The 24,691-nt window shown below is 63.7% G+C and carries 22 protein-coding genes and 1 tRNA gene; 12 read left to right on the plus strand and 11 right to left on the minus strand.

Features of this window, described 5'->3' with window-relative positions; translation table 11 throughout:
* Positions 1–98 precede the first annotated feature (98 nt).
* Positions 99–1,166, plus strand: coding sequence for a D-alanyl-D-alanine endopeptidase (gene pbpG, locus ACEN9O_RS15205; protein ID WP_495618345.1), 1,068 nt, complete (start codon positions 99–101; stop codon positions 1,164–1,166).
* On the opposite strand, the gene ACEN9O_RS15210 is transcribed toward pbpG, so the two are convergent.
* Positions 1,148–1,927, minus strand: a complete 780-nt coding sequence (locus ACEN9O_RS15210) for an IclR family transcriptional regulator (protein WP_495618346.1) — start codon at positions 1,925–1,927, stop codon at positions 1,148–1,150. The genes pbpG and ACEN9O_RS15210 overlap by 19 nt on opposite strands.
* Positions 1,928–2,030: 103 nt before the next feature.
* On the opposite strand from ACEN9O_RS15210, the gene ACEN9O_RS15215 reads away from it, so the two are divergent.
* From ACEN9O_RS15215 to ACEN9O_RS15255, 9 genes are all read left to right on the plus strand, one after another.
* Positions 2,031–2,414 carry a diacylglycerol kinase gene (locus tag ACEN9O_RS15215; protein ID WP_495618347.1) on the plus strand — a complete coding sequence of 128 codons (384 nt, stop codon included), beginning with the start codon at positions 2,031–2,033 and terminating at the stop codon, positions 2,412–2,414.
* A gap of 98 nt (positions 2,415–2,512) precedes the next feature.
* Positions 2,513–3,511 (plus strand): sulfate ABC transporter substrate-binding protein, encoded by a 999-nt coding sequence (locus ACEN9O_RS15220; protein WP_495618348.1) that lies wholly within the window; start codon positions 2,513–2,515, stop codon positions 3,509–3,511.
* Positions 3,512–3,626: 115 nt separating this feature from the next.
* Positions 3,627–4,265: a peroxiredoxin gene (locus tag ACEN9O_RS15225; RefSeq protein ID WP_495618349.1), complete on the plus strand. Its 639-nt coding sequence runs from the start codon at positions 3,627–3,629 to the stop codon at positions 4,263–4,265.
* Between the two features lie 78 nt (positions 4,266–4,343).
* Positions 4,344–5,117 carry a sulfite exporter TauE/SafE family protein gene (locus ACEN9O_RS15230; protein ID WP_495618350.1) on the plus strand — a complete coding sequence of 258 codons (774 nt, stop codon included), beginning with the start codon at positions 4,344–4,346 and terminating at the stop codon, positions 5,115–5,117.
* A gap of 110 nt (positions 5,118–5,227) precedes the next feature.
* Entirely contained in the window at positions 5,228–6,103 is an 876-nt protein-coding gene (gene cysT / locus ACEN9O_RS15235) for a sulfate ABC transporter permease subunit CysT (RefSeq protein ID WP_495618351.1), read from the plus strand.
* Entirely contained in the window at positions 6,100–6,990 is an 891-nt protein-coding gene (cysW, locus tag ACEN9O_RS15240; RefSeq protein WP_495618352.1) for a sulfate ABC transporter permease subunit CysW, read from the plus strand. The genes cysT and cysW overlap by 4 nt, the downstream gene beginning before the upstream one ends.
* A 4-nt stretch (positions 6,991–6,994) precedes the next feature.
* On the plus strand, positions 6,995–8,065 hold the full coding sequence (locus ACEN9O_RS15245; RefSeq protein WP_495618353.1) for a sulfate/molybdate ABC transporter ATP-binding protein: 1,071 nt from the start codon (positions 6,995–6,997) through the stop codon (positions 8,063–8,065).
* Positions 8,062–8,994 (plus strand): CysB family HTH-type transcriptional regulator, encoded by a 933-nt coding sequence (locus tag ACEN9O_RS15250; RefSeq protein ID WP_495618354.1) that lies wholly within the window; start codon positions 8,062–8,064, stop codon positions 8,992–8,994. The genes ACEN9O_RS15245 and ACEN9O_RS15250 overlap by 4 nt, the downstream gene beginning before the upstream one ends.
* Before the next feature lie 151 nt (positions 8,995–9,145).
* Complete coding sequence (locus ACEN9O_RS15255) at positions 9,146–10,750, plus strand: methyl-accepting chemotaxis protein (RefSeq protein ID WP_495618355.1); 1,605 nt, start codon at positions 9,146–9,148, stop codon at positions 10,748–10,750.
* A gap of 79 nt (positions 10,751–10,829) precedes the next feature.
* On the opposite strand, the gene ACEN9O_RS15260 is transcribed toward ACEN9O_RS15255, so the two are convergent.
* The 6 genes from ACEN9O_RS15260 to ACEN9O_RS15285 all read right to left on the minus strand — a co-directional run bounded on the left by ACEN9O_RS15260 (position 10,830) and on the right by ACEN9O_RS15285 (position 17,719).
* Positions 10,830–13,211, minus strand: coding sequence for a TonB-dependent receptor plug domain-containing protein (locus ACEN9O_RS15260; RefSeq protein ID WP_495618356.1), 2,382 nt, complete (start codon positions 13,209–13,211; stop codon positions 10,830–10,832).
* A gap of 251 nt (positions 13,212–13,462) precedes the next feature.
* Entirely contained in the window at positions 13,463–14,509 is a 1,047-nt protein-coding gene (locus ACEN9O_RS15265) for an aldo/keto reductase (RefSeq protein ID WP_495618357.1), read from the minus strand.
* A gap of 11 nt (positions 14,510–14,520) precedes the next feature.
* Positions 14,521–15,561, minus strand: coding sequence for a quinone-dependent dihydroorotate dehydrogenase (locus tag ACEN9O_RS15270; RefSeq protein ID WP_495618358.1), 1,041 nt, complete (start codon positions 15,559–15,561; stop codon positions 14,521–14,523).
* A 32-nt stretch (positions 15,562–15,593) separates the two neighbouring features.
* Positions 15,594–16,325 (minus strand): arginyltransferase, encoded by a 732-nt coding sequence (locus tag ACEN9O_RS15275; protein WP_495618359.1) that lies wholly within the window; start codon positions 16,323–16,325, stop codon positions 15,594–15,596.
* A gap of 74 nt (positions 16,326–16,399) precedes the next feature.
* Positions 16,400–17,128 carry a leucyl/phenylalanyl-tRNA--protein transferase gene (aat, locus tag ACEN9O_RS15280; protein WP_495618360.1) on the minus strand — a complete coding sequence of 243 codons (729 nt, stop codon included), beginning with the start codon at positions 17,126–17,128 and terminating at the stop codon, positions 16,400–16,402.
* An 18-nt stretch (positions 17,129–17,146) separates the two neighbouring features.
* Positions 17,147–17,719, minus strand: a complete 573-nt coding sequence (locus ACEN9O_RS15285; RefSeq protein ID WP_495618361.1) for an NUDIX hydrolase — start codon at positions 17,717–17,719, stop codon at positions 17,147–17,149.
* Between the two features lie 173 nt (positions 17,720–17,892).
* Here ACEN9O_RS15285 and ACEN9O_RS15290 point away from each other — a divergent pair.
* Both ACEN9O_RS15290 and ACEN9O_RS15295 read left to right on the plus strand, forming a co-directional pair.
* Positions 17,893–17,969, plus strand: a tRNA-Met gene (locus tag ACEN9O_RS15290).
* Positions 17,970–18,073: 104 nt separating this feature from the next.
* The gene (locus tag ACEN9O_RS15295; RefSeq protein ID WP_495618362.1) at positions 18,074–18,733 is read left to right on the plus strand and encodes an acyltransferase; all 660 of its coding nucleotides are present in this window, start codon (positions 18,074–18,076) and stop codon (positions 18,731–18,733) included.
* A gap of 66 nt (positions 18,734–18,799) precedes the next feature.
* Here the strand turns inward: ACEN9O_RS15295 and pepA are convergent, their stop codons facing one another.
* From pepA to ACEN9O_RS15315, 4 genes are all read right to left on the minus strand, one after another.
* The gene (pepA, locus tag ACEN9O_RS15300; protein ID WP_495618363.1) at positions 18,800–19,708 is read right to left on the minus strand and encodes a flocculation-associated PEP-CTERM protein PepA; all 909 of its coding nucleotides are present in this window, start codon (positions 19,706–19,708) and stop codon (positions 18,800–18,802) included.
* Between the two features lie 211 nt (positions 19,709–19,919).
* Positions 19,920–22,709, minus strand: coding sequence for an XrtA/PEP-CTERM system TPR-repeat protein PrsT (gene prsT / locus ACEN9O_RS15305; protein ID WP_495618364.1), 2,790 nt, complete (start codon positions 22,707–22,709; stop codon positions 19,920–19,922).
* A gap of 70 nt (positions 22,710–22,779) precedes the next feature.
* Entirely contained in the window at positions 22,780–23,808 is a 1,029-nt protein-coding gene (locus tag ACEN9O_RS15310) for a MerR family transcriptional regulator (RefSeq protein ID WP_495618365.1), read from the minus strand.
* 15 nt (positions 23,809–23,823) lie between these two features.
* Positions 23,824–24,690, minus strand: a complete 867-nt coding sequence (locus ACEN9O_RS15315; RefSeq protein WP_495618366.1) for a class I SAM-dependent methyltransferase — start codon at positions 24,688–24,690, stop codon at positions 23,824–23,826.
* Between the last annotated feature and the right edge of the window lies 1 nt (position 24,691).

Raw genomic sequence — 24,691 nt, forward strand, 5'->3', positions numbered from 1 at the left:
GATGCGCTCAATGTTAAATCTGCTTGCGCTTGTCCGCAGTTTTGCTACACTGCAACAGGTCTTGCGCTTTCTCTGCAACGTTTTTTTCGGGGATATGAATGTCTAAACTAGCTCTCAGTGCGCTCATTTCGCTGATGTTCGCCGCCACCGCGCTCACCGCGACGACAGCCCAGGCTGCCGATGGCGCCGCACCGAAAAAACACCACGTGAAGAAGGTCAAGGCCCGCGGGCCTGTGCGCGTGGCCGCCGAGCCTGGCGAACGCGTGGTCAAGCGCGTGATCAAGGTCAACGGCCGCCGCAAGGTGGTGTACCAGCGCCTCATCGTTGCCGCGCCGCCTGTGCCGACCATGGGCGACCTGGCCGGACTGAACTTGACGCACGATCCGCTGGACCTGAAATCCAACGTGGCGCTGGTGCTGGACCAGGCCAATTCCGAAGTGCTGTTTGAAAAGAATTCCAACGTCGCGCTGCCGATCGCCTCGATCACCAAGATGATGACCGGCCTGGTCGTGGTCGAAGCCAAGCAGAACATGGACGAGATCCTGACCATCACCGACGAGGACGTCGACCGCGAAAAGTTCAGCAGCTCGCGCCTGAAGGTGGGGACCCAGCTGAGCCGCGCCGACATGCTGCATATCGCCCTGATGAGCTCGGAGAACCGGGCCTCGTCGGCCCTGGGCCGTAACTACCCGGGCGGCAAGCCTGCGTTTGTCGAGGCGATGAACGCCAAGGCCCGCGAACTGGGCATGGTCGACACCCACTACGTCGATTCCAGCGGCCTGTCCAAAATGAATGTGGCCAGCGCGCGCGACCTGGCCAAGCTGGCGATGGCGGCGTATCAGCAGCCCATCCTGCGCCAGTACTCGACCGATGCCAAGGCCATGGTGGAGACCAACGGCCGTCCCATGCAGTTCGGCACCACCAACCATCTGGTGGCCAGCCCGGACTGGGCGATCGGCTTGCAAAAAACCGGCTTCATCAACGAAGCGGGGCGCTGCCTGATGATGCAGGCGGTCATTGAAGGCCGCTCGGTCATCATGGTGTTCCTCGATTCCAAGGGCAAGCAGTCGCGTACGGCCGATGCGGGCCGCATGCGTAAATGGCTGGAAGCGCTGAAGCCGGCCGGCCTCAGCGCGCCAACCACGACTTATTCGACCGGAATGTAACCCAGCGTGGCGGAGATCTGGTTGGCGGTCATGACCAGGTCTTCCAGCCACTCGTCCTGCAGACGGTCGGCCGGCGCCGAGATCGACAGCCCGGCAATCAGCTTGCCGCTGTCGTCGTGGATGCCGGCGGCCATGCAACGCACCCCCAGTTCCAGCTCTTCGTTGTCGCGCGCGTAGCCGCGCGACTTCACCAGGTTCAGCTCGCGCTCGAGCTTGGCCAGATCCGTGATCGAATTCTTGTTGTGGCCGGCCAGTCCGGTACGCGTGGCGTAGGCGCGGATGGCTTTCGGCTCGTCCACCGACAGGAACAGCTTGCCGGTCGAGGTCAGGTGCAGCGGGCCGCGGCCACCGATGGCGCGCACCACCTGCATGCCTGAACGCTCGGAGAAGGCACGGTCGATGTAGACGATCTCGTCGCCCTGGCGGACCGACAGGTTGATGGTCTGCTGGGTTTTTTTGTGCAGTGCACGCATGAAATCCAGTGCGGCCTCGCGCACCGACAGTCGGCTCTTTACAACATTGCCCAGTTCCAGCAGCCGCATGCCGAGCCGGTAGGTGCCCGGTTCGATGCGGTCGACAAAGCGCGTCAGCACCATGTCGTTGAGAATCCGGTGGGCGGTCGAAGGGTGTAGCCCGGAAACCTTGGATAATTCCTTCAGGCTCACGGGGTCGGGGTACTTGGCCAGCGCATCGAGTAGCGCCACCATACGCTCGATCACCTGGATAGTGGTCTTTTGCTCTGGAACGGTTTCGATTTTCATGATGTGGTTGGTGCGGTGCAGTATGCGATAGCTACTTTATACCATAATGTGAAAAAAATGGGAATTGATGCATAATGAGACATTCTAATTTAGCGGCATATTCATGGAACCAGTGAGCGAATTCAAGAGCAAGAGCGGTCTGAAACGTATCTTTTCGGCCTTTTTATATTCCATCGACGGCTTCAAGTCGGCCTGGAAGCATGAGCATGCGTTCCGCCAGGAAGTGAGCCTGTTCGTGGTCGGCACCGTCATCGCGCTGGCGCTGCGCATCTCGGCGTTCGAGAAATTGATGCTGATCGGCGTGTTGATGTTGATATTGATCGTGGAACTGATCAATTCGTCCATCGAAGCCGTGGTGGACCGGGTGTCGCTGGAGCGCCATCCGTTGTCCAAGAACGCCAAGGACTTCGGTAGCGCCGCAGTGTTGCTGACCTGCCTGCTGGCCGCAAGCGCCTGGGGCGTGGTGCTGTTCAACCGTTTCTACTGAACGCATATAAAGTTTTTGTATAAGGAGCTGCTAAAAGCTTAGTTCTCATTTATAAAGGACCGCCGTAATCTGGAGACCTTCATTACCAGGGGAATCCAATGCTGTCCAAAAAAATGATCGCTGTTGTTCTTGCCGTTACCGCCGTCGTGCCAGCCCTGGCCGCCGAGATTTCGTTGCTCAACGTGTCCTACGACCCGACCCGCGAGTTGTACCAGGACGTCAACACCGCCTTCGCCAGGGACTGGAAAGCCAAGACCGGCGATGTGCTGAAAATCAAACAATCGCACGGCGGCTCCGGCAAGCAGGGCCGCGCCGTGATCGACGGCCTGGAGGCGGACGTGGTCTCGCTGGCACTGGCCTACGATATCGACGCCATCGCGGAGCGCAAGCTGCTGGCACCGGACTGGCAGAAAAAACTGCCGCACAACAGCACTCCCTATACCTCGACCATCGTGTTCCTGGTCCGCAAGGGCAATCCTAAAGGCATCAAGGACTGGAGCGACCTGGTCAAGCCTGGCGTGGCCGTCATCACGCCGAATCCTAAAACCTCCGGCGGCGCCCGCTGGAACCACCTGGCCGCCTACGGCTACGCGCTGCGCCTGCCTGGCGGCAGCGAAGCTTCGGCCAAGGACTTCCTGGGCAAGCTGTACAAGAACGTGCCGGTGCTGGATTCCGGCGCGCGCGGCGCCACCACCACCTTCGTCGAGCGCGGCATCGGTGATGTGCTGATTGCCTGGGAAAACGAGGCGCTGCTGGCGGTCAAGGAACTGGGCCCGGCCAAGTTCGACATCATCGCACCGTCGGTGTCCATCCTGGCCGAGCCGCCGGTGGCCGTGGTCGACAAAGTGGTGGACAAGCGCGGCACTCGCAAGGTGGCCGAGGCTTACCTGAACTTCCTGTACACCGATGAGGCGCAGGAAATCATCGCCAAAAACTACTACCGTCCGGCCGTGGAAAAAGAGGCGAAGAAATACGCTGCCCAGTTCCCGAACGTGAAGCTGTTCAAGCTGTCCGACGTGGCCGGCGACTGGACCAGGGCGCAGAAGGTGCACTTCGCCGACGGCGGCCTGTTCGACCAGATCTACCAGCCCAAGTAATCATGAGCGGCGATCCATAGTCGTCTCGAAATATTGTATTTTTTAGCAGAAAAGGCGCAGAATAGTGCGTTGCCGGCGAATTGAACGCCGGCTTTTTTCCCATCTGGAGCTGACCATGACGATACGTTTGGGCGATACCGCCCCTGATTTTGAACAAGATTCTTCCATCGGCAAGCTGCACTTTCATGAGTGGGCAGGCAATTCCTGGGTGGTGCTGTTTTCGCACCCGGCCGACTTCACGCCGGTCTGCACGACCGAGCTGGGCCTGACTGCCAAGCTGAAACCGGAGTTCGACAAGCGCAACGTCAAGGCGATCGCGCTGTCGGTCGACCCGGCTGAATCGCACAAGTCGTGGATTTCCGACATCGAGGAAACCCAGGGCACCGTGGTGGGCTTCCCCATCATTGCCGACGCCGACCGCAAGGTTTCCACGCTGTACGACATGATCCACCCGAACGCCTCGACCACGGCCACCGTGCGCACGCTGTTCGTGATCGACCCGAACAAAAAGGTCCGCCTGAGCCTGACCTATCCGATGAGCACTGGCCGCAACTTCGACGAAGTGTTGCGCGTTATTGACGCCCTGCAATTGACCGACGGCTACACCGTGGCCACCCCCGGCAACTGGAAAGACGGCGACGACGTCATCATCCCGCTCACTGTGCAGGACCCGGATGTGTTGAAGCAAAAGTATCCCAAAGGATACACCGCAGCCCGACCTTACTTGCGCGTCACACCCCAGCCAAATAAATAAGGCATAAGCAAATAAGGATTGCGTTGTTTGGATATTCCCCTAGAGTAGTTACTCTGCGATCTACTCTTGGGGATTTGCATGGATTTGTCATTTGTCGCATCTGGTTTCGCGGTCGGCCTGCTGGTCGGCATGACTGGCGTGGGCGGAGGCTCGTTGATGACGCCGCTGCTGACGCTGTTGTTCGGCGTCACCCCTGCGGTCGCGGTCGGCACCGACCTGGCCTTCGCCTCGCTGACCAAGGGCGTGGGCACCTTCACCCACCGCATGCGCGGCACGGTGCACTGGGAAATCGTGCGCCGCCTCTGCCTCGGCGCCTTGCCGGCCGCCTTGCTGGCCAGCCTGGGTCTCAAATATTTCGGTACGCTCAACAAGGAAATCGGCCAGGTCATCCGCTATATGATCGCCGGTTCGGTGATGCTGACCGTGGTCGCCTTACTATTCAAACGCAAGATGCTGGCCTGGATCATGGCCCGTCCCGAACGCCAGTTGCAGGGCAGGGCGCTGAGCATCGCCACCATCGTCTCCGGCGTCGTGCTGGGCACGTTGGTGACCATCTCTTCCATCGGCGCCGGTGCCATCGGCGCCACCCTGCTGGTGATGCTCTACCCGCGCCTGACCGCCGCCGAAGTGGCCGGCACCGATATCGCCTACGCCGTGCCGCTGACGGCGATCGCCGCCGTCGGCCACTGGTGGCTGGGTTCGATCAACTGGAGCTTGCTGCTGACCTTGCTCGTCGGCTCGCTGCCCGGCATCACCATCGGCGCCTACGCCGCCCGCGCCGTGCCGGAACGCATGCTGCGTGGCTTGCTGGCCTTCACCCTGGTCGCGGTCGCGGCCAAGCTGGTTTTTTAAAAACCATATAGCATTACCGTCTAACCAAATGAAAAATGCTTCGTTTGTAATATGAAGCGCAGATGAGATTATGCAGCCCTTATAGAAGAATTTGTAATAAGGGAGCATACATGTCAGCAGTTCTCGCTGCGCCCGCCACGGCGTCCAGCGCCGTCCGGGGCGCGCCTTTCCGCGTCATGCCAGGGTTCCGGCTGTCGCTGGGATTCACCATTTTCTACCTGACGCTGATCGTCCTGATCCCGCTGTCGGCCGTGTTCCTGAAGACCTTCACGCTCAGCTGGGAAGGTTTCTGGAGCGCGGTGACATCGGCGCGCGTGATGGCCTCTTACAAGCTGACCTTCGGCGCTTCGCTGCTGGGCGCCCTGGTCAACGTCGTCTTCGGCGGCATCGTGGCCTGGGTGCTGGTGCGCTACCAGTTTCCCGGCAAGCGCATCATCGACGCGCTGGTCGACCTGCCGTTCGCGCTGCCGACCGCTGTCGCCGGCATCACCCTGACCGCGCTGTATTCCGCCAACGGCTGGTTCGGCCGCTTCCTCGAAGGCACGCTGGGCTTCAAGGTCGCGTTCACGCCGGTCGGCGTGGTGGTCGCGCTGACCTTCATCGGCCTGCCGTTCGTGGTGCGCACCGTGCAGCCGGTACTGGAAGACGCCGAGCGCGAACTGGAAGAAGCCGCCGCCAGCCTGGGCGCCAACGCCTGGCAGACCTTCAGCCGTGTGGTGTTCCCGACCATTTTGCCGTCGCTGATGACCGGCTTCGCGCTGGCCTTCGCGCGCGCCACCGGCGAGTACGGCTCGGTGATTTTCATCGCCGGCAATATGCCGATGGTGTCGGAAATCACGCCGCTGTTCATCATCACCAAGCTGGAGCAGTACGACTACGCCGGCGCCACCGCGATCGCCGTGATGATGCTGGTGGTGTCCTTCATCATGCTGTTGACCATCAACCTGTTGCAAGCCTGGGCTCGCGGAAAGTCGGGGAAATCATGAGCGGCATTCCAAGCACGCCTGTGCGTCGCGGCGAGCTGCCGTCGGCCCCGCAAACGCTGGAGCCACGGTGGGTGCGCGTCGCGCTGATCGCCATCGCGCTGACCTTCCTCACGCTGTTCCTGTTCGTGCCGCTGGTGGCGGTGTTCGTCGAAGCCTTCCGCAAAGGCTGGGAGGCCTACCTGGCCGCCATCATCGAGGACGATGCGATCTCGGCCATCAAGCTGACCCTGATCACGGCGGTGATTGCCGTGCCGCTGAACCTGGTGTTTGGCGTGGCCGCTTCGTGGTGCATCGCCAAGTTCGAGTTCCGCGGCAAGAGCATCCTGCTGACCCTGATCGACTTGCCGTTCTCTGTGTCGCCGGTGATCTCCGGCCTGATCTATGTGCTGCTGTTCGGCGCGCAGGGCTGGTTCGGCCCGTGGCTGCAGGCGCACGACATCAAGATCCTGTTCGCGGTGCCGGGCATCGTGCTGGCCACCATCTTCGTCACCTTCCCGTTTGTCGCGCGCGAGCTGATCCCGCTGATGCAGGCGCAGGGCAGCGAGGAGGAGGAGGCCGCCATCGTGCTGGGCGCGTCCGGCTGGGACACCTTCCGCCGCGTCACGCTGCCCAACATCAAGTGGGGCCTGCTGTACGGCGTGATCCTGTGTAACGCCCGCGCGATGGGCGAGTTCGGCGCGGTGTCGGTGGTGTCCGGCCACATCCGCGGCGAGACCAACACCGTGCCCTTGCAGGTCGAGATCCTCTACAACGAATACAACTTTGCCGCCGCCTTTGCCGTGGCCTCGCTGCTGGCACTGCTGGCTCTGGTGACGCTGGCCCTGAAATCCTTTATCGCCTGGCGCCTCAACGAATCCATCGCCGACAACGCGCGCACAACGGAGTAATGCCATGACCATCGAAGTTAAAAACATCAACAAGCGTTTCGGCGATTTCGTCGCCCTCAACAATGTGTCGCTGGATTTCCCGCAGGGCGAGCTGACCGCGCTGCTGGGGCCTTCCGGCTGCGGCAAGACCACGCTGCTGCGCATCATCGCCGGCCTCGAACATCCGGACTCGGGCCAGGTGCTGCTGGACGCCAGCGACGCCTCGCACCGCCACGTGCGCGAGCGCCAGGTCGGCTTTGTGTTCCAGCACTACGCGCTGTTCAAGCACATGACGGTGTTCGAGAACGTCGCCTTCGGCCTGCGCGTCAAGCCGCGCGCCGAGCGGCCGTCGGAGGACCAGATCCGCCGCAAGGTCAAGGAGCTGCTGGAGCTGGTGCAGCTGGACTGGCTGGCCGACCGCTATCCGCCGCAGCTGTCGGGCGGGCAGCGCCAGCGTATCGCACTGGCGCGGGCGTTGGCGGTCGAGCCGCGCGTACTGCTGTTGGACGAACCGTTCGGCGCGCTTGACGCCAAGGTGCGCAAGGAACTGCGGCGCTGGCTGCGCCGCCTGCATGACGACCTGCACGTGACCTCGATCTTCGTCACCCACGACCAGGAGGAGGCGCTGGAAGTGGCCGACCAGGTGGTGCTGATGAACAAGGGTAACGTCGAGCAGATCGGCGCGCCGGACCAGGTCTACAACCATCCGGCCTCGCCGTTCGTGTACGGCTTCCTCGGCAATGTGAACATGTTCCATGGCCGCGTGCAGGACGGCATCCTGGCCAGCGGCGACGCGTCCTTCACCGTGCCGGGCCAGCCATCGGCCGACGGCAAGGGCACTGCCTACGTGCGGCCGCACGACCTGGAGATCGACCGCTACACGCCGGGCGCGGAAGGCATCGTCGTCAAGCTGCGCCGCGCGCACGCGATCGGCCCGCTGGCGCAGCTGGACCTGGAGCGCAGCGATACCACCGAGCTGATCGAAGCGGTGATGTCGAACGAACGATACAGCCATCTGCAATTGAAAGAAGGCGAAACCCTGGTAGTGCGTCCCAAGCGCCTGCATGTATTTGTTGATGGTGGAGCATCCATATGAATTTCCAACAACTGCGGTCCATCCGCGAAGCCGCGCGCCGTGGCTATAACCTGACCGAAGTGGCCAACGCGCTGTTCACCTCGCAACCCGGCGTCAGCCGCCAGATCCGCGAGCTGGAGGACGAGCTGGGCGTGGTGATTTTCGAACGCAACGGCAAGCGCCTGACCGGCATGACCGAGCCTGGCAAAGGCATCCTGAAGATCATCGAGCGCCTGCTGATCGAGGCCGAGAACCTGCAACAGGCCAGCCTGGAATACACCGGCCAGCAGAGCGGCACCCTGAGCGTGGCGGCCACCCACACGCAGGCGCGCTATGCGCTGCCGAAAGTGGTGCAGGGCTTCCGCACGGCTTATCCCGACGTGCGCATCGCCTTGCAGCAGAGTGCGCCCGAGCACATCGCCGAATGGATCTTGTCCGGCAAGACCGACATCGGCATCGCCACCGAGGGCCTGTCGCAGTTCCCGGACCTGGTGTCTTTCCCTTGCTACCGCTGGAGCCATTTGATCGTGGTGCCGGACGGCCACCCGCTGCTGGGGCGTTCGCCGATCCGGCTGGAGGACCTGGCCGAGTTCCCGCTGATCACCTACGACGTCGGCTTCACCGGCCGCGGCCATATCGACGCGGCGTTCGAGCGCGCCGGCGTCAAGCCCGACATCGTGCTGACGGCGATGGACTCGGACGTCATCAAGCAGTATGTGGCGCTGGGCCTGGGCGTGGGCATCGTGGCCTCGATGGCCTTCGACCACGGCCGCGACAAGGGCATGCGCGCGGTGGAGGCGTCGCATCTGTTTGCGCAGAACACCACGCGGCTGGCGGTGCGGCGCGGCGCTTATCTGCGCTCCTACGCCTACCACTTCATCCAGGAATTCGCGCCCGACCTGAGCCGCGCCGATATCGACGCGGCCCTGAATGGCGGGGATTTGTCCTGATCCGGCGGCCGCCGCCCGGCTGTGGCGGCCAGCTAACAGTTTGCTATTTTTTTCCATCAGGCACGGCTGATTGATCCTATACTAAAACCCAAAACTAGTTTGCAGCAACCAAGAATTTAAGTCCGTTGGTCTTACTCTGGGGAGCACGTAAATGGGTATCGGTAACTGGAAGATAGGTGTCCGGCTTGCTGCCGGACTAGGCGTGTCGATGGTGTTCATGGTCGGCATTTCGGTGATCGGCATAGGCAATCTTGGCAAGTTGAATAACAACACCCAGGATCTCGCGTCCGACAAGATACCCAAGGTCATACTGGCTTACGAGACGATAGGCGGCCTCAATGACGTGGCGCGCGCGATGCGCAATGCCATGCTGTCCAAGGACCCCGAGGTCGTCAAGGGGGAGCTGGCGCGGGTGGAGCAGCGCAAGGCCGACAACGCCGGCCGGCTCGACAAGCTGGCCGTGCTGATCGCCGACGATGAAGACCCGCAGAGCAAGGCCAAGATGAAAGCCGTGCTCGAAGCGCGCGACAAATACACGGTGGTGCAGACCACCTTCCTCAAGATGTCGGCCGACGACAGCAAGCGCGAAGAGGCGGTGGACTATCTGCTGAGCGCGGTACGCAAGGAACAAACTGCCTACCTGAACGCGCTGACCGAGCTGGTCAAATTCCAGAACGCGGCGGTCGAGGAGGCCAGCACCGTGGCCCAGCAGTCCTATACCAGCTCGCGCAATACGATGATTTTGCTGACGGTGATCGCCACCGCGCTGGCCTCATGGGTGTTGTACTGGATCACGCGCAGCATCACGCAGCCGCTGAACCGCGCCGTCGGCATGGCGCAGGCGGTGGCGGGCGGCGATCTCACCATGCACATGGAGTGCGACACCACCGATGAAACCGGGCAGCTGCTGCGTGCCTTGATCGACATGAACGACAGCCTGGCGCGCACGGTGGGCCAGGTGCGCGCCGGCACGGACACCATCGCGACGGCGTCCAATCAGATCGCCAACGGCAACCTGGATTTATCCAGCCGCACCGAGCAGCAAGCGTCCAGCCTGGAGGAGACCGCATCGTCGATGGAGGAACTGACGTCGACCGTGACGCAGAACGCCGAGAACGCGCGTCAGGCCACCAAGCTGGTGGTGGCGGCATCGGACTTCGCCACCAAGGGCGGGCAGGTGGTTGGCCAGGTGGTGACGACGATGGGCGCGATCAAGGAAAGCTCCGGCAAGATCGTCGACATCATCAGCGTGATCGACGGCATCGCTTTCCAGACCAATATCCTGGCCCTGAACGCGGCGGTGGAAGCGGCGCGCGCCGGCGAGCAGGGACGCGGCTTCGCCGTGGTCGCCTCGGAGGTGCGCACGCTGGCCCAGCGTTCGGCCAGCGCCGCCAAGGAGATCAAGGAATTGATCGCGCGCTCGGTGCAGACGGTGGACGCGGGATCGCTGCTGGTCGATGAGGCCGGCGCGACGATGGACGGCATTGTCAAGGCGGTCAGGCAGGTGGCCGACATCATGACGGAAATCAGCGCCGCCAGCAGCGAGCAGAGCACGGGGATCGAGCAGGTCAACCAGGCCATCGTCTCGATCGACGATGTGACGCAGCAGAACGCCGCCTTGGTGGAAGAGTCCGCCGCGGCCGCGCAAAGCATGCGCGACCAGGCGGACTTGCTGGCGCAGGCGGTCAGCGTGTTCAAGCTGGCGGGGCAGTCACCTGCGCCGCGCCAGCGCCTGCCGCAACTGGCCGCGGCGTGAGCGCCGGCTTACCCCGGAGAGGCTGGGGTCTGACCCCTGCGGGGGCAGACCCCTCCAGGCCTTGCGGGGCGCCAGCCGCTTACCAGCTGTAGCCGGCCTTGGCGTAGTAGTAGCGGCCGTTGAAGCCGTTCGGCGCGAAACCGCTGTACGGATTGATGCCGTTGTTGTTGAGGTTGCCCGCCGACGTGACCTGGTCGGGATAGCGATTGGTCACGTTGTCGATGCCCGCGCTCAGGCGCCAGTTCTTGTTCAGCTTGACGTTGGCCGACAAGTCCAGCACCCATTGCGGATCGTAGACCTGGTCCAGCGCCGCGTTATTCTGCGTCACGGTGAAGCTGCCGTAGCGCGTCACCACGCCGCGCGCGCCCCAGGCGCCGAGCGACCAGTCGGTGGCCAGGCTGAACTTGTCCTTCGGCGAACCGACGGTCAGGCGGTTGATGGTCTGGCGGTCGATCAGGGTCAGGCCGTTGGCGCTCAGGATGGCCGGGTTGTCGTTGACATGCTCCAGCGAGTTCTTGTTGTGGTTGTAGGCCGCGGTGAAGTCGTAGCGGCCGGCGGCCTCGGTCTGCCAACGGTAGGTGCTGACCACGTCGACGCCGGTGGTGCGGGTGTCGATGGCGTTGGTGAAGTAGCGGCCCGCGCCCACCAGAATGCCCTGTTTGGCCAGCGCCGTCTGCAGCGCCGGCGACAGGGTCATGTTGGCCGACAGCGCCACGCGGTCGTCGATGTCGATGCGGTAGGCATCGACCGAGGTGTTCCAGTTGCGGCTCGGCGACCATTGCACGCCGAGGCTGTAGTTGCGGGCTTTCTCGGCCTTCAGCGGGGTCGCGCCCAGCGCCGACGCGGCCGCGCTGCCGACCGCGAAAGTGCCGGTTTCAATCGGCGTGTTGACGCCGTTCACCACCGAGAAGTTGGTGGTGGTGATGGTGTAGAACTGCTGCGCCAGCGACGGCGCGCGGAAGCCGGACGAGGCCGTGCCGCGCAGCGAGAATTCCGGCGTGAACGCGTAGCGCGCCGAACCCTTGGCCGAGGTGGTGCTGCCGAAATCGCTGTAGCGCTCGTGGCGCAGCGCGCCCGAGGCCGAGAACTGCTTGGTGATTTCCGCTTCCAGGTTGGCGTAGATGGATTCGTTGTGGCGGCTGTTGCTGCCGGCGTTGATCGGGCGGAAGCCGGAGAAGCCCTGTGCGCCGGTGCCGACGTAGGACGCCTCGTCGCCGGCGCCGATCTCGTACTTCTCGTGGCGCGCCTCGACGCCCAGCGCCACCGTCAGCGGGCCGCTGAAGGCCGCCACCGGATATTCCTTGGCGACGTCGACGTTGAACAGCTGCTGCGTGTTCTTCAGCTTGCCGGCGTAGAAGTGGGTCGGGCTGTTGGCACCCAGCGTCTGGTTGACGGTGTGGTCCAGGTCCAGCTGGAACTCGTTGCTGCCGTAGTTCAGGCTGGCGTCCCAGCGCCATCCGCCGGCTTCGCCGCGCAGGCCGGTGACCAGCGAGGTGTCGGTCGACTCGCTGTTTTCCAGCGGCAGGAAGCCTTCCGGGAACAGCGGCGTGCGCTGCGCCGTGCCGTTCAGCGCGGTGCGCCAGGTGGCGGCGGCCGAGGTGTTGCGCTGGCCGTAGTTGGCGAAGGCGTACCAATCGATATCGTCGTTGACGCGGTACTGGCTGTTGACGAACACGGTGCGCGGACGGGTTTCCGGATCGCCGAAGCGCTGGTTGACCTTGCCGTAGCGCGGCTCGGCCGGGTTGCGCAGGTCGGGGCCGGCGCGGTTGGTCGGGTCGCGGTCGGACGCTTCCAGCGCCACCCGCACCCAGCCCTGGTCGCCCAGGTTGAAGCCGGTGGAGCCGCGCACGGTGAGCGCCTTGCCGTCGCGCTTCTGGTACTCGCCCCAGCCCACTTCGGCCTCGCTGCCGGCCGCGCCTTTTTTCAGGATGATGTTGATCACGCCGGCAATCGCGTCCGAGCCGTACTGGGCCGCCGCGCCGTCGCGCAGCACCTCGATGTGGTCGATGGCCGCCAGCGGGATTGCATTCAGGTCCACCGGCGCCGAGCCGCGGCCCTGGGTGCCGTTGACGTTGACCACCGCCGTGGTATGGCGGCGCTTGCCGTTGACCAGCACCAGCGTCTGGTCCGGCGACAGGCCGCGCAGCTGCGCGGGGCGCACGGCGTCGCTGGCGTCGGCGCCGGACGGGCGTGGGAAGTTCATCGACGGCAGCAGCCGTCCCAGCACGGTGGCCAGCTCGGTCGAGCCGCTCGCCTGCAGGTCCTTGGCACCGATGACGTCGACCGGCGATTCGGAGTCGATGGTGCGGCGGTTCTTGGCATAGGTGCCGGTCACGACCACGGACTGCAATTCACCGTCGGCCACGGCTTGCTGGGCGAAGGCGGGAATGACGACGGTGGCGATCAGGCTGCTGAGCAGGAGGGGGCGGGCAAGGGGACGGGCGATGCGGCGTGTGCTCATGTGACGGTCTTTCTACGTTGGTGATGAGGAAAGCTTGCCAGTGCGCAAAGTTGCTGCACACGAATGGTTACGTCTAATGATATGCAAGATTTGGAGAACGTGCAGGCACAGCGGGCTTTTCGTGCAACAGCGGTGGCGGGAGTGTTGTTTAAAAGCGCCTGGGGTCAAGTCTGACATTCGGACACGAGCTCTACCGTAACTCCGTGTTACGGTAGAGCTCGTGTCCGAATGTCAGACTTGACCCCAAGGGGTTATTGGCCGGGATTGGGGATGGCGGCGTGGATGGCGTCCACCTGGGCCAGCACCTCGGCCGGCAGTTGCACGCTGTAGGCGTCGATGTTTTCCTTCAGTTGCGCCAGGTTGGTGGCGCCGATGATGGTCGAGGCCACGAACCAGCGCGAGTAGCACCACGCCAGCGCCAGCTGGGTCGGCGTGAGGCCGTTGGCGCGCGCCAGCTCGGCGTACTGCGCCACGGCCGACACCACCGTCGGACGCAGGTAGCGCGGGCTCCAGGTCACCGGGAACAAGGTCAGGCGGCCCTTGGTCTTCGGGTCGTCATGGTACTTGGCCGTCAACTGGCCGAAGGCCAGCGGGCTGTAGGCCAGCAGGCTGACGTTCTCGCGGAAGCAGGTCTCGTCCAGCAGGCTGGTCTCGAAATGGCGCGCGGTCAGGTTGTACAGGTTCTGGATGGTGGCGATGCGCGGCAGGCCCCGCATCTCGGATTGCTTGATGAACTCGTTCACGCCCCAGCACGATTCATTGGACACGCCGATGGCGCCGATCTTGCCTTCCTTGATCAGCTCGCCCAGCGCGGCCAGCGTTTCCTCGATCGCCACGCATTCGCGCTCGAGCTTGGGATTGAAGGCGTTGGAGCCGAACACCGGGACATTGCGGCTGGGCCAGTGCAATTGGTATAAATCGATATGGTCGGTTTGCAGCCGCTGCAGGCTGGTCTCGACCGCCGCGCGCAGATTGGCGGCGTCGAAGTTCTGCTTGCCGCCGCGCACCCAGCTGATGTGCGGACTGGGGCCGGCGGCCTTGGTGGCCAGCACCACCTTGCCGCGCGCGCCGCTCTTCTTGAGCCAGCTGCCGATGTGGCGCTCGGTCGCGCCCTGGGTTTCCGCGCGCGGCATCACCGGATACATTTCCGCCGTGTCGATGAAGTTGATGCCGCGCTCCAGCGCGTAGTCCAGCTGGCTGTGCGCGTCGGCTTCGGTGTTCTGCTCGCCGAAGGTCATGGTGCCCAGGCAGATCTTGCTGACGTTCAGGTCGCTTGTGCCAAGTTGTGTCTGCTGCATGCCGCCTCCTTTTATTTGCCGCGTACGGCGTCCGCGCAATCGCGCACCAGCGCCGGGCCCGCGTAGATCAGTCCACTGTACAGCTGCACCAGCTGCGCGCCGCATTCCATTTTGACCCTGGCGTCCGCGCCGCGCATGATGCCGCCGACGCCGATGATGGGCAGCGCATCGCCCAGCTCGGCCTTGAGCAGGCGGATCACCGTGTTGGACAGTTGGAACACCGGCGCGCCCGACAGGCCTCCCGCCTCGGCGCCGTGCAGCATGCCGGTGACGGCGTCGCGGCTCAGCGTGGTGTTGGTGGCGATGACGCCGTCGATCTTGTGGCGCAGCAGCGCGTCGGCGATGTTCTTGACCTGGTCGCCGTCCATGTCCGGCGCGATCTTCAGCGCCAGCGGCACGTAACGCTGGTGCTGGTCGGCCAGGCGCAGTTGCGCGTCCTTGAGCGTACCCAGCAGGCCGTCCAGCTCCGAGCCGCCCTGCAGCTGGCGCAGGTTCTTGGTGTTCGGCGAAGAGATGTTGACCGTCACGTAGCTGGCGTAGGGGTAGACTTTTTGCAGGCAGTGCAGGTAGTCGTCGGTGGCGCGCTCGATCGGGGTGTCGGCGTTCTTGCCGATGTTCAGGCCCAGCACGCCGGCCTTGTCCTGGTAGAAGCGCGACGACTGCACGTTGGCGACAAAGGCGTCGACGCCGCCGTTGTTGAAGCCCATGCGGTTGATGATGGCGTTGGCGTCCGGCAGGCGGAACATGCGCGGCTTGGGATTGCCCGGCTGCGCGCGCGGCGTCACGGTGCCCACCTCGATCGAGCCGAAGCCCAGGTCGGCCAGCGCGTCAATGTAGGCGCCGTCCTTGTCCAGGCCGGCGGCCAGGCCGACCGGGTTCTTGAAGGTAATGCCCATCACGGTGCGCGGGTCGGCCTTGGGCTGCTTGACCAGTTTGGTCAGGCCCAGCGCGGCGGCGCGCTTGAGTGCGGGAAGGGTGAAGTGGTGGGCGGCTTCGGCGTCCATGGAAAACAGCAGCGGACGGGTCAGCGAGTACAGGAATTTTTCGGACATGGGGAGCTCTTGTTGTAGTTCCCCGTATTTTATCAGGCGTCGTCCAGCACGCTCCACACGCCCTTGATGCGCGCCTCCAGCGGCTTGAAGTTGGTTTTGTAGGACATCTTCGGACTTTCCTTGATCCAGTAGCCCAGGTAGACATAGGGCAGCTTCAATTCGCGCGCCTGTTCGATTTGCCATAAAACGTTGAAGGTGCCGTAGGAGGCGCCCCCGACATCGGGATCGAAGAAGGTGTAGACCGACGACAGGCCGTCCGACAGCACGTCGATGATGCTGACCATGCGCAGCGTGCCGCCGGGTTCGCGGAACTCCACCAGCCGCGTGTTGACCCGGCTTTGCAGCAGGAATTGCGCATACTGGTCGCGGCTGTCCTGGTCCATGCCGCCGCCGGCGTGGCGCTTGCTCTGGTAGCGCAGGTAGAGCTCGTAGTGCTCGTCGGAGAACGACAGCGTGGCGACGCCGGCCGTCAGGTCGCTATGCCGGGCCCAGGCGCGCCGCTGGCCGCGGCTGGGCGCGAACTGGCCGGCCACCACCCGCACCGGGATGCAGGCCTGGCAACCGTCGCAATACGGGCGGTAGGTGAAGATGCCGCTGCGGCGGAAGCCGTTCTTGACCAGTTCGGAGTAGACGTCGGCGTTGATCAGGTGCGAAGGGGTAGCCACCTGCGAGCGCGCCTGGCGCGCGTCCAGGTAGCTGCAAGGGTAGGGCGCCGTGGTGTAAAACTGCAGCGTCGCGAAAGGCAGATCGTTCAGGTGCGTCATGCACGTCCTATCGAGGGCAGGTGGTTTGGACCTATGATAGCGCCAAGTTTCCGAAGGCGCTTGTCACCTTTAGCTTAACTGTCCGCAGCCAGTGGTGCAATGGGTTCCCATGCGGTGATCTGAGGCAATTCAATAGTGTTGCGCAGATGCGCCAGGAATTGCGCACGGGGAATCGGCGCCGCGCCCAGCGAGGCCAGGTGGCCGGTCTCCTGTTGGCAATCGATCATCGCGACGCCGTGCCGGCGCAGGAAGCGCACCAGGTAGGCCAGCGCGATCTTGGAACCGTCGGTGACACGGGCGAACATCGATTCGCCGTAGAACATGCGGCCGATCGACACGCCGTAGGCGCCGCCGACCAGCTCGCCGTCCAGCCACAGCTCGGACGAGTGGGCGTAGCCGAGCCGGTGCAGGCCGGTGTAGCCGGCGATGATGTCTTCCGAGATCCAGGTGCCGGGGCCGTCCCGGCGCGGCGCGGCGCAGGCCCGCATCACCTGCTCGAAGGCGCTGTCGAAGCGCACCTGCCAGCGGCCGCCGGCGGCCATCTCGCGCTCGACCTTGCGCAGGGTTTTCTTCAGGCTGTCGGAGACGCGGAACTGGTCGGTCATCAGCACCATGCGCGGATCGGTGCTCCACCACAGGATGGGCTGGCCTTCGGAAAACCAGGGGAAGATGCCGTTACGGTAAGCCATCAGCAGCCGCTGCGGCGACAGGTCGGCGCCGGCCGCCAGCAGGCCGGGCGCGTCGGTGGTCAGCGCCTGGGCGACGTCGGGGAAGGGACTATGGGTTTCTAACCACGGAATCATAGGGACTGCGTCATGTTGTCAGAGGTCCGAACGCATGTTGCGGTTGATGTCCTGGGTGTGGAAACCGTAACTGCCGCCCTCCCGCATTTTGACGCGGTCGGCGAAGAACAGTTCCAGCGTGGTGCGGATGGTGGGGAAGGCCAGCTCGTCCCACGGGATCTCCGCTTCGCTGAACAGCTTTACTTCCAGGCTTTCCTCGCCGGGGGCGAAGTCCAGGTCCAGCAGCGTGGCCAGGTAGAACAGGTGGACCTGGTGCACGCGCGCCACGTTCAGCAGCGAGAACAGCTGGCCCAGCTCGATGTTGGCGCCGGCTTCCTCCTGGGTTTCGCGGATGGCCCCTTCGGCCGTGGTTTCATTGTTTTCCATGAAGCCTGCCGGCAGCGTCCAAAAGCCGTGGCGCGGCTCGATCGCGCGCTTGCACAGCAAGACCTTCAGCTCGCCGTCGCCTTCCCACACGGGGATGGAGCCCAGCACCATTTTCGGGTTCTGGTAGTGGATGGTGGCGCAGTTGCCGCACACATAGCGCGGACGGTTGTCACCGGCCGGCACGGCCAGGCTGACGGGGGAGGCGCATTCGGAACAGAATTTCATAGGGGATAGCTCAGTCGCGATAAGGATGTTTACTTTGGCTACTTTACACCGATTGAAGCCTGTGCGGCATAGCCTATGTCTATAGGCAACTGCATATATTCGGGCTATCACAGCCGATTTCAGGATTAATATTGCCTAAACTAATGATCTGCCCTATAATAGCTACATACAGACGCGGGGTGGAGCAGTCTGGCAGCTCGTCGGGCTCATAACCCGAAGGTCACAGGTTCAAATCCTGTCCCCGCAACCAAATTCGAAGCCGTTGATGCCGTCAGGTGTCAGCGGCTTTTTCGTTTCCGCGACTGCAAAAACGCCCTTTCCCTATAATCGGTTGTTCCTATGGGGAGTGTGTTCATGCGAAAAATCAGACCGACCTCCATTGTCGTCTTCCTGTCCATGCTGGCGCTGGTATTGCTGCTGGCATTGCTGAGCGCTTACTGCGGTGTGGGCGCCATTCCCGGCCTGGGCGATTTCCGGGGCGTGGCCGTCAGCGCGGCGGCGGTGCTGCTGGTCTACCTGTATGGCCTGCTCATATTTCGGATTTTCTTGTGGGCGCAGCCCCTGCATGACGGCAATATCGAATTCGGCTCCAGGCAGGAGTTCATCTATCAGGTCTATGTCTTGTTTTACCTGATACTGTTCAATTCCTTGATACGTGGCGGAATCATTCCGATTCCCATCATGCGCTTGATCTATCTTGCGCTGGGCGCCCGCCTGGGCGCCAATACCTACAGCTCCGGCATCATTTACGATCCCTCGTTTGTGACGATGGGAGCCAACAGCGTGGTCGGCGAAACGGCCCTGCTGGTGCCCCATGTGATCGAGGGCGACACCCTGGGCCATTATTTCATCACGGTAGGCGACCATGTGACGATAGGTGCCCATGCGGTGGTCTTGTCCGGCGTGACGATAGGCGATAACGCGATCGTGGCGGCCAATTCGCTGGTGGCCAAAGGCACGCGCATCGGCAGCGGCGAGGTGTGGGGCGGCAGCCCGGCACGCCGCTTGAAATAAACCGGGCGATAAAAAAAAGGCCGGCGCCTTTAAGCGCCGGCCTGTATCGATAGCCCTGACGACGGACTATTTCTTTTGCTCGCGGCGACGGCCCAGCGACCCCATCCCGAAGATGCCGGCGGCAACCAGCGCCAGGGTGGCTGGCTCAGGCACGGGCGTGAATTGCTGGGCCCCATCGACATTCAACACGAATTGCGAGTTCGTGTTCGGGCCGGTGGCGATGCCATTGACCAGCAGCGGGCGCGTGAAGTCGGGCGCGGCGGGGCCGGGGAAGTTGAGCGTGCTGTCGAAGCGCGTACCGGCCAGGGCCGGCGAGACGTAGGCCCCGTTCGTGAACAAGACCGTGCCGATCAACGTCGCCGAGCCAACGCCGGTTGCGCCCGGCGTGCCGGACGTGCCGGTGGCCAGGAAGGTCGACAGTTCCGAATCCCAGGTGCCGGAAAGCATCAGCGCGCCATCGGTAAAGCCGGTACCGGCCGCTTGATTGGCGTTGGGAGCGTTATCGAAATAAATCGACCAGTTGCTGTTGGTGGCGGGGGTGAAGGTGATCGCCACCGAGGAGCAACCCGCGGTGAGGCAAGTTGCCCGTTCGTGCAGGGTGGCGACCGTCGTCAGCTCATAGGTGCCGACTGCGGGGCCGGGAGGGGCAACCCGCAGGTCCGGCGTGGGCGAGGTGGTGTTGATGACCCCGGCGAAGGCTTGATACGTCAGGGTGAAATCGACGAAATCGCCGGTATTGTTGGCGGGGCTGAGATTAAAGCCCTGAACCAGGCCCGCGCCGTTTTGGTGCCAGTCTATGCCGGTGAAGTTCTGGAGGATGCCGTCGCCGCCGGTCGCCGAAGGAGCGGGCGGTTCACTCGGGTTGCCTGCAAAGATCACATTGGCGGCGCTGGTGGTGTTGAGCGTGGCTGCCTGAGCTGCGCCGGCCGCAAATAGCGCTCCCAGCAGAGCGCTTAATATGCTGAGTTTCTTCATTTTGTTTCCTTCCTTGATGATTGGAGTATCGCTACGCTAGGGTGGGGTTTCAATACCTTGCCGACCGATTGGAGTCAGTCGGCTATCCACTACTAAGCAAATGCCAAGCCATGCTTGAAGGACGTGCTAAGTATATGTTTTAAAACCATATTTTTAAAATTCTGCCGATGCGCTCAGATGACGTGTAAAGAAAGCCGACACTCTTGCGCGCTTACCAGGACTCCAGCATCGCCTGGACCTCGGCGCGTTGCGGGAAATCTTTATTGGTGGCCAGCAGTTGCTCGAACTGGAGCCGCGCGGCGCGCCTGTCGCCGGACTTCATCAGCGCCAGGCCGAGGTGGTAGCCGATGTCGGGCATGTCGGGTGTCAGGGTCTTGGCTTGTTTCAGCAAAGGCAGGGCGCGCGCAGTTTCACCTTTCTCCACCAGGATCCAGCCCAGGGTATCGAGGATGCCGGGGTTGGCGCCGGCCAGTTGGTAAGCCCGTTCGGCGGTCGCCAACGCACGTTGGTCCTTCTCCTGCTGGTAGGCCCAGGCCAGGTTGTTGAGCGCCACCGCATTTTTCGGGTCTTGCCGGACGATGGTCTCGAACGCGCTGATCGCAGGTTTGTATCGCCCGGCCGCCAGATCGGCGCTGGCCTGGTAGAGCAGGAAACCGGGGTCGCCTGGATGTTGCTGCAACCACTGGGCGGCATGCAGGCTCGCCTCCCGGGTTTTACCTGCCAGCAGCAGGGCCTGGTGGATCTTGATCGCCAGCGGCGGCAACGGGCTCATCTTGAATGCCCGCTCGTAGGCGCGCAGCGCGTCCTGCGGTTTGTGTTGGGCCATCCAGATGTCGCCCTCCAGCGTCAGCCCCGCTGGCAGCTCGGGACGCTGGCGCTGTACGGTTTGTGCGATGGCCAGCGCTTCGGCGTAGTTTTTGCCCTCCACCAGCAAGCTGGTTGCCAGGACCTGGGCTTCAAACCAGTCTTCCTTCAAGCGCAAGGCTTTCTTGACCGAATCGAGGGCGGCGTCATTGTCCTTGAGCGCGACCTGGGCATAGGCGATGCGCAGCTGCACCGCGGCCGATGCCGGCTGCAACGCGGCCAGTTTGGTATAGTTTTCCAGCCCCGCTTCGTTGCTGCCGTTCGCAGTCTGGGCCTGCGCCAGCATCGCCAGCGCTTCGGGATCGGCGGGATGGCTGGCCTGGACGGCCTGCGCCAGCTTCAGCGATTTTTCCCTGGCGCCGGTGCGCAGGTAAAGCGTCGCCAGCTGCAATGCCGGGGTCAAGGCTTCGGGGTGGTCTGCGGTGGCGCGTTCCAGCCAGCGCACCGCTTCCGCGCTGTTATTCTGTGTCAGGGCCAGCTTGGCCAGGCCCGTCATCAGGCCGATGTTTTTCTTATCCTTGGCGAGTGCCGCTTCGTAACGCTGGCGGGCACGTTCGGGTTTTTTTTCCACCAGGTCCATTTGCGCCAGATTGTCGAGAGCCGGCAGGTAGGCGGGGTCCAACGCCAGCGCCTGTTCAAAGCCGGCGCGTGCGCCAGCGAGGTCGTGCTTGGACAGCAGGATGCCGCCCTTCAGATTTTGCACCAGCGGATTTTTGCCGTCTTTTTTTTCCATGGCCGTCACCGCCTGCAGCGCCTTGTCGTACTCCTGGTTGCGCAAGTGGGTCATCGCGAGCAGGATGCCGGCCTTGCCGCTCTTGTCGTTCAAGGCGGTCGCCTGTTCCAGTTCGGTCACCGCGCGCGCCGATTCGCCGGCGCCCAGACGGCTCAATCCCAGCGAGGTATGCAAGCTGGCCGCTTGCGGCGCCAGGTCGCTGGCGGCCTGGAAATATTCGGCCGCCTTGGCGAAGTGCCTGCCTTGCATCTGCGCCTGTCCTGCCAGGGCCAGCAGTTCCACATCCGACTGATTAGCCTCCAGCACCGGCCCCAGCACGGCGATGGCGTCGTCGGTCTTGCCACTCTTCAGCAGGAGGCCGGCCAGGCGCTTGCTGGCGTAGAGATGGCGCGGATTTGCGTCGAGAAATTTACGGAAGGACAGTTCGGCCTCAAGAGGCGAGCCCATGGCCAACTGCACGGAACCCATGAGGAGCAAGCTGGGCATGTGATCCGGCATCACCCGCAATATCAGCTGCAAGGTATCGCGCGCCGCCGGATATTTCGCCTCCTGAAAGTCGAGCAAGGCCTGGGTGTACAGCACCGGCAGGGTGTTGGACGAGATCTTGCGGGCGGCATCGATTTCGGCGCGGGCTTCGGCCAGTTTTTTGTCCTGCAGCAGCAGGGTGGCGCTGTCGATATGGGCTTGGGTATTGTTGGGCTGGAGCGTCAGGATTTGCTTGTATGTCTGCAGGGCCGCCGCGTTCTTCCCTTGCATGCGCAACAGGTCGCCCTTGAAACGCAGGCAGTCGATATTGTCGGGATGCTTGGCCAGCGCGTGTTCGAGATGTTGCCAGGCAAGGTCCAGGCGGTGCGACAGGGTGGCGATCCTGGCCTGGCCCAGCAGCGCTTCGGCCAGGTCCGGGTTCTTCGCCAGCAAAGCGTCGAACAGTTGCTGAGCCTGCGCCGTGTCGCCCAGGCCCAGGTAGGCGTTGGCCCGCAGCACGAGCAGCTCCGTCTGGTGCGGGCTGGCAGGGTCGGGTTTGACTTCGTCGAGCAGTTTCTGGAATTGCCCTTGCATCAGCATGATCTTGCCCAGGCGGGGCATGACTTCCGCCGCGCCCATGCCCAGCGCCTGGGCCTTGCGCACTTCCTTCTCGGCCGATGCCACGTCGCCCGCATCGATATAGACCTCGCCCAGCAGCAGGCGCGCGGGCGCGTTGTCGGGGGCTTTCTGCAGCGCGTTTTTCAGCTCGATGATGGCGGCCTTGGTCTCGCCCTTGACGCGATATTGTCGCGCCTGGGCCATCAGGCTGTCGGTGTCGCGCGCGGTGTTGCAGGCGCCCAGCGCCAGCGTCAGCAGCACCAGGGCCAGACGCGGTACGCGGCCGCGCCGGCCGGTCGAATTTTTGTTGAATCGTATCATCGAGGTCTCCAGGACGTGGGGGCACCTCGACGATCTTAGGTCGCAATATGGCCCCGCACCTTACGCGCGATCAAGCGAGCGTGGCCCGGGAGGCCCGGATGTAGTCGAGCATGGCGGGGGTGATCCAGGTGCCGCTCAGCAGCGCCGGTTCCTGATCGTGCGCGGCGCGGATCTTGGCCAGCGTGGCCGGGTCGCCGCCGATCTGCGACAGGTAGAGCGCCATCCATTGCCGTGCCAGCGCCTGTGCCGACGGCGCGTCGTGGGGGATGCCGTCCTGCAGGTGCTGATGCACAGCCGCGATCAGGGCCATCCACTCGTTCTGGTTCTTGCCGCTGTTTTCGCGCATGCCGCGCATTTCGTCGGCGTTGAGATAGCGCGCGTAGATGGCCAGCTTGCGCGCGCCGAACGCCGCCGACACGTATTCCTTCAGCGCCGGCGTGATGCGGGTCTGCTGCTGCGCCTTGGGCTCCTGGTCCAGCATGACGGTCAGGCGGCGCGCGAATTCGGGATTGGCGGCGGTATCGTGCTCCAGCATCCGCATCCAGCGTGTCGACAGATCGCCAGCGCGCGCATCGTCCGGCGGCACGTCTTGCGTCATCAGCGCTTCCGCCTCGGTCACCAGCTTGTCCCAGGCGGCGTTGCGGCGCGCACCCTGCTGCCAGAAGGGCAGGCGCCTCAACTCCTCGCGGCTGAAGTACTTGTCGTACAGGTCCATTTCCTCCAGCGTCTCCAGCCAGTCGGACAGTTCGGGGCTGCGGCCGCCGTTCAGCATGTCCTGCAGTTGCGTGAGCTGCTCGCGCAACGTGGTGGCCTGCTCGATCTGCTTGCCCAGCGCGGCGATCTGCTGCGCGACGATGTCGGCGAACGGCGCGTCCGGGCTGGCGAGGAAGGTGGCGATATCGGCCAGCGACATGCCGAAACGCCGCAGCGCCTGGATGTGATGCAGGCGCGCGACGTCGTCCCGGTTGTACAGGCGGTAACCGGAATCCGCGCGTGCCGATGGCGTCAACAGGCCGATGCTGTCGTAGTGGTGCAGCGCGCGCACCGTCAGGCCGGAGCGTGTGGCCAGTTCGCCGATCTTCAGTACGGTTTTTTCCATGCCCAGCAGTGTACGTTAAACCGTGGCCCGTATCATGCGGAAGATGCCGCTCAGGCGCAGGCCGTCGCTGCGGTCTTTCAGATAACGCTCGCTGAGTTCCTGCGCGCCGAAGTGTTCGACCTGGCTGAAGCCGTACTGGCGCAGCATGTGTTCCAGCCGTTGCGGATCGAAGGCGCTGAGCAGATGCTCGCCCTGCGCCGCCAGCGCTCCGGTCACCACGCGCAGTCCCACGCGCTCCGCCTCGGTGAGCTGCGAGTCGTGCATGCAGTAGTCGAAGACGATGCTGCTCCCCGGCGGGCAGGCCGCGATATCCTGCAAAGTGCGCATCACGGCGTCCGGTCGCAGGTACATGGTCACGCCCAGCCAGGAGAAGCAGGTCGGCGCGTCGCCGTCATGGCCCGCTTGCAGCAGGTCCGCGCTGAGCGAGGTCGATTCGAAATCGGTGTCGACGTAAGTCAGCGACGTCGGCTCCGCGATGCCCGCCGCGCGCAGGCATGCGCGCTTCCATTGCTGCATGGCTGGCAGGTCGACTTCGAACAGCCGCGCGGACGGCATGCAGTCGGCGCGATAAGCATAGGTATCCAGGCCCGCACCGAGGATCGCATACTGGTTCACGCCTTGCCGGTGCGCGGCCTGCCAGCTGTCTTCGGCCAGGCGGGCACGCACCACCAGCGTGGCGCGCATGGCCACCGCCAGCGGATGGCGCTGGCGTTCCTCATCGGCGCGCAGCTGGGCTTCGCGTTCGGCGCCCAGGATGCACAGGGCGACCGCGTCCCGCAGGATCAGCGGCTGGTCGTACAGTTGATGCGCGGCGCGCAAGGTGGCGGTCATCCACGCGCTGGGCTTGGGGCCGGCCAGGTGGCCGAGGGGCGATGGCTGCATT

The sequence above is a fragment of the Duganella sp. Dugasp78 genome, from assembly GCF_059491455.1.

What these genes read in the sequence shown, in the direction of transcription:
- ACEN9O_RS15270 (WP_495618358.1), bottom strand. Translation starts at nt 15,561, where the DNA reads ATGTCCGAAAAATTCCTGTACTCGCTGACCCGTCCGCTGCTGTTTTCC.
- ACEN9O_RS15225 (WP_495618349.1), top strand. Translation starts at nt 3,627, where the DNA reads ATGACGATACGTTTGGGCGATACCGCCCCTGATTTTGAACAAGATTCT.
- ACEN9O_RS15250 (WP_495618354.1), top strand. Translation starts at nt 8,062, where the DNA reads ATGAATTTCCAACAACTGCGGTCCATCCGCGAAGCCGCGCGCCGTGGC.
- pepA (WP_495618363.1), bottom strand. Translation starts at nt 19,708, where the DNA reads ATGAAGAAACTCAGCATATTAAGCGCTCTGCTGGGAGCGCTATTTGCG.
- ACEN9O_RS15295 (WP_495618362.1), top strand. Translation starts at nt 18,074, where the DNA reads ATGCGAAAAATCAGACCGACCTCCATTGTCGTCTTCCTGTCCATGCTG.
- ACEN9O_RS15310 (WP_495618365.1), bottom strand. Translation starts at nt 23,808, where the DNA reads ATGGAAAAAACCGTACTGAAGATCGGCGAACTGGCCACACGCTCCGGC.
- ACEN9O_RS15245 (WP_495618353.1), top strand. Translation starts at nt 6,995, where the DNA reads ATGACCATCGAAGTTAAAAACATCAACAAGCGTTTCGGCGATTTCGTC.
- pbpG (WP_495618345.1), top strand. Translation starts at nt 99, where the DNA reads ATGTCTAAACTAGCTCTCAGTGCGCTCATTTCGCTGATGTTCGCCGCC.
- ACEN9O_RS15230 (WP_495618350.1), top strand. Translation starts at nt 4,344, where the DNA reads ATGGATTTGTCATTTGTCGCATCTGGTTTCGCGGTCGGCCTGCTGGTC.
- aat (WP_495618360.1), bottom strand. Translation starts at nt 17,128, where the DNA reads ATGATTCCGTGGTTAGAAACCCATAGTCCCTTCCCCGACGTCGCCCAG.
- ACEN9O_RS15220 (WP_495618348.1), top strand. Translation starts at nt 2,513, where the DNA reads ATGCTGTCCAAAAAAATGATCGCTGTTGTTCTTGCCGTTACCGCCGTC.
- ACEN9O_RS15210 (WP_495618346.1), bottom strand. Translation starts at nt 1,927, where the DNA reads ATGAAAATCGAAACCGTTCCAGAGCAAAAGACCACTATCCAGGTGATC.
- ACEN9O_RS15260 (WP_495618356.1), bottom strand. Translation starts at nt 13,211, where the DNA reads ATGAGCACACGCCGCATCGCCCGTCCCCTTGCCCGCCCCCTCCTGCTC.
- ACEN9O_RS15215 (WP_495618347.1), top strand. Translation starts at nt 2,031, where the DNA reads ATGGAACCAGTGAGCGAATTCAAGAGCAAGAGCGGTCTGAAACGTATC.
- ACEN9O_RS15315 (WP_495618366.1), bottom strand. Translation starts at nt 24,690, where the DNA reads ATGCAGCCATCGCCCCTCGGCCACCTGGCCGGCCCCAAGCCCAGCGCG.
- ACEN9O_RS15285 (WP_495618361.1), bottom strand. Translation starts at nt 17,719, where the DNA reads ATGAAATTCTGTTCCGAATGCGCCTCCCCCGTCAGCCTGGCCGTGCCG.
- cysT (WP_495618351.1), top strand. Translation starts at nt 5,228, where the DNA reads ATGTCAGCAGTTCTCGCTGCGCCCGCCACGGCGTCCAGCGCCGTCCGG.
- cysW (WP_495618352.1), top strand. Translation starts at nt 6,100, where the DNA reads ATGAGCGGCATTCCAAGCACGCCTGTGCGTCGCGGCGAGCTGCCGTCG.
- ACEN9O_RS15265 (WP_495618357.1), bottom strand. Translation starts at nt 14,509, where the DNA reads ATGCAGCAGACACAACTTGGCACAAGCGACCTGAACGTCAGCAAGATC.
- ACEN9O_RS15275 (WP_495618359.1), bottom strand. Translation starts at nt 16,325, where the DNA reads ATGACGCACCTGAACGATCTGCCTTTCGCGACGCTGCAGTTTTACACC.
- prsT (WP_495618364.1), bottom strand. Translation starts at nt 22,709, where the DNA reads ATGATACGATTCAACAAAAATTCGACCGGCCGGCGCGGCCGCGTACCG.
- ACEN9O_RS15255 (WP_495618355.1), top strand. Translation starts at nt 9,146, where the DNA reads ATGGGTATCGGTAACTGGAAGATAGGTGTCCGGCTTGCTGCCGGACTA.